Genomic DNA, 2,605 nt, shown 5'->3' with positions numbered 1-2,605 from the left:
TCAGGTGTGTGAGGTGAGGCTTCGCCGCTGCAGGAGCACCGCGACGACGATGATCGCGCCCTTGGCGACGAGCTGGTCGGCCGTGTTGAGGCCGTTGAGAATGAACAGATTGGTGATCACCGTGAAGATCATCAGACCGAGGATCGAACCGATGATCGTGCCTCGGCCACCGGTCAGCAACGTCCCACCGATGATCACAGCGGCGATCGCGTCCAGCTCATACAGATCACCATGAGTGGACGACCCCGTCGTGGTCCGCGCCATGATCAGCACCGCCGCGATCCCGCAGCACAGACCCGACAGCGCATACAACATCAGCGTGTGCTTACGCACATCGATACCGGCCAGCCGCGCCGCCTCGGGATTACCACCCACCGCATAGGTCCGCCGGCCGAACGTCGTGCGGTTGAGCACCAACCACCCGATCAGCACCACCAGCGCGAACACATACACCAGCAGCGGCAGCCCCAGCACCCGCGTGGTCGACAGATCGACGATCAGCGAGTTGTCCGGCTGCACCAGCTGCGTCCGCTGATTGGACATCCGCTGCGCCAGACCCCGCCCGGCCACCATCATCGCCAGCGTCGCGATGAACGGCACCATCCGCCCATAAGAGATCAAAATCCCGTTCAGCAGACCCGCGCCGGTACCCACCAGCACCGCACAAACGATCATCACGACCGGGCCGTAGGCCTGCGTGGCCAGCGTGGTCGCCCACACCGACGCCAACGCCATCAACGCACCGACCGACAGATCGATACCACCACCGATGATCACGAACGTCATCCCGACCGTGATCACCCCGATGGTCGAGGCCAGCGCCAGAATGCTCACCAGATTGGACGACGTCGCGAAGTTCTCCGGCCGGGTCACCAGACCCACGACCGCCAGCAGCACCAGCGCCGCGACCAACCCCAGATGCCGGACCTCACCCAGCCGGCCCAACCGCCCGCCCGGACCCGCCGCCTTCATACGGGGACCGGCCGCCGCGGCCTGATCGACCTCAGTCATGGAACGCTCCTTCAGAAGGGGGATTTGCTACACCAGACCCCGAACCAGAACCCGACGCGGAGTCGGACACGGAACCGGACACGGGATCAGACGCGGAGTCGGGGGTGGGGGTCTCCTGCGCCGAGACCATCACCAGGTCGAGCACGCGATGCTCGTCCAGGTCCTCGGCCTGCGCCTCATGCACGATCCGGCCCTCACGAACGACCAGCACCCGGTCGGCCAGCCCCAGCACCTCGGGCACCTCGCTGGACACCAGCAGCACCCCGATACCGTCATCGGCCAGCTTGCGCACCAGCGCATACAGCTCCGCCCGGGCCCCGACGTCCACCCCACGCGTCGGCTCATCCAGCAGCAGCAGCTTGCGGTCCTCGGCCAGCCACCGCCCCAGCACCGCTTTTTGCTGGTTACCACCCGACAACGTCCGAATCGGCCGGCGCGGATCAGCCGGACGGATGTCCAGCGCCTCCGACAACCGCTTGGCCTCGGCGAACTCGGTCCGCCGATCCAGCCACCCCAGCCACCGCGGGCGGGTATACCGGCCAAGGCTCGCCAGCGTGATGTTCTGCGCCACCGGATGATCCAGCAGCAACGCCTGCGCCTTACGCTCCTCCGGCGCCAGACCCATGCCCATCCGCACCGCACGCGTCGTACTACCCGGACGCACGACCTGCCCGTCCAGCACCACCCGGCCACTGGCCCGCCGCGCACCGTAGATCGCCTCAACGATCTCGCTGCGCCCCGAACCCACCAGGCCGGCCAGCCCCACGATCTCCCCCGCACGGATGCTGAACGACACCTCCGCGAACCGGCCGGGCAGCGTCAGGTTCTCCACCTGCAGCACCTCCGGCCGCCCCTCGTGGGCGCCCTTGCCGGGACGTGGCGGGAAGACGTACTCGACGTTGCGGCCGGTCATCAGCGCCACGATCTGCGAAGTCGGCGTGTCCTTGGCCGCCAGCCCCACCGCGACCGTCCGCCCGTCCTTCAACACCGTGACGCGGTCCCCGATCTCCCGGATCTCCTCCAGGCGGTGGGAGATGTAGATCACCGCCACGCCCTGGGAGGTGAGATCACGGATCACCCGGAACAGGTTGGCCACCTCGTCATGCGCCAGCGCGGCCGACGGCTCATCCATGATGATCAACCGCGCCGAATGCGACAACGCCCGCGCCATACTCACGATCTGCTTGTGCGCCGGAGACAACCGGCCCACCTCGGTGCGGGGGCGGATCTCGCCGTGGCCCAGCCGCTTGAGCAGCTCGGCCGTCGCCCGGTCGGCCTCCCCACGCCGGGAGAACCCGAACGACGCCATCTCATGGCCGAGGAAGATGTTCTCCGTCACGCTCAACCCGTCCACCAGGTCGAGCTCCTGATAAATGGTCGCGATGCCCAGGCCCATCGCCGCCGTCGGCGGCGCCAGCCGCACCGGCGAACCGTCCAGCAACACCTCCCCCTCATCCGGCGCATGAGCACCAGACAAGATCTTGATGAGCGTGGACTTCCCGGCACCGTTCTGGCCCAGCAGACAGTGCACCTCGCCGGCCCTGACCTCAAGGTCCACGCCGTCCAGCGCACGCACGCCGGGAAACTGCTTGAC

The 2,605-nt window shown here is 67.5% G+C and carries 2 protein-coding genes; both read right to left on the bottom strand.

Annotated elements, in window-relative coordinates:
* Entirely contained in the window at window positions 1–1,011 is a 1,011-nt protein-coding gene (locus FLX07_RS35725; protein ID WP_142576385.1) for an ABC transporter permease, read from the bottom strand.
* The coding region (locus FLX07_RS35720; RefSeq protein WP_142576383.1) for a sugar ABC transporter ATP-binding protein at window positions 1,004–2,605 on the bottom strand (1,602 nt) is incomplete at its 5' end. The genes FLX07_RS35720 and FLX07_RS35725, both read right to left, overlap by 8 nt.

Origin of the sequence: Microbispora bryophytorum (genome assembly GCF_006874465.1) — a bacterium.
GTDB classification, from domain to species: domain Bacteria; phylum Actinomycetota; class Actinomycetes; order Streptosporangiales; family Streptosporangiaceae; genus Microbispora; species Microbispora bryophytorum.
Note: the sequence above shows the minus strand (reverse complement) of the source record. Positions and strands in the feature narration are given on the sequence as shown.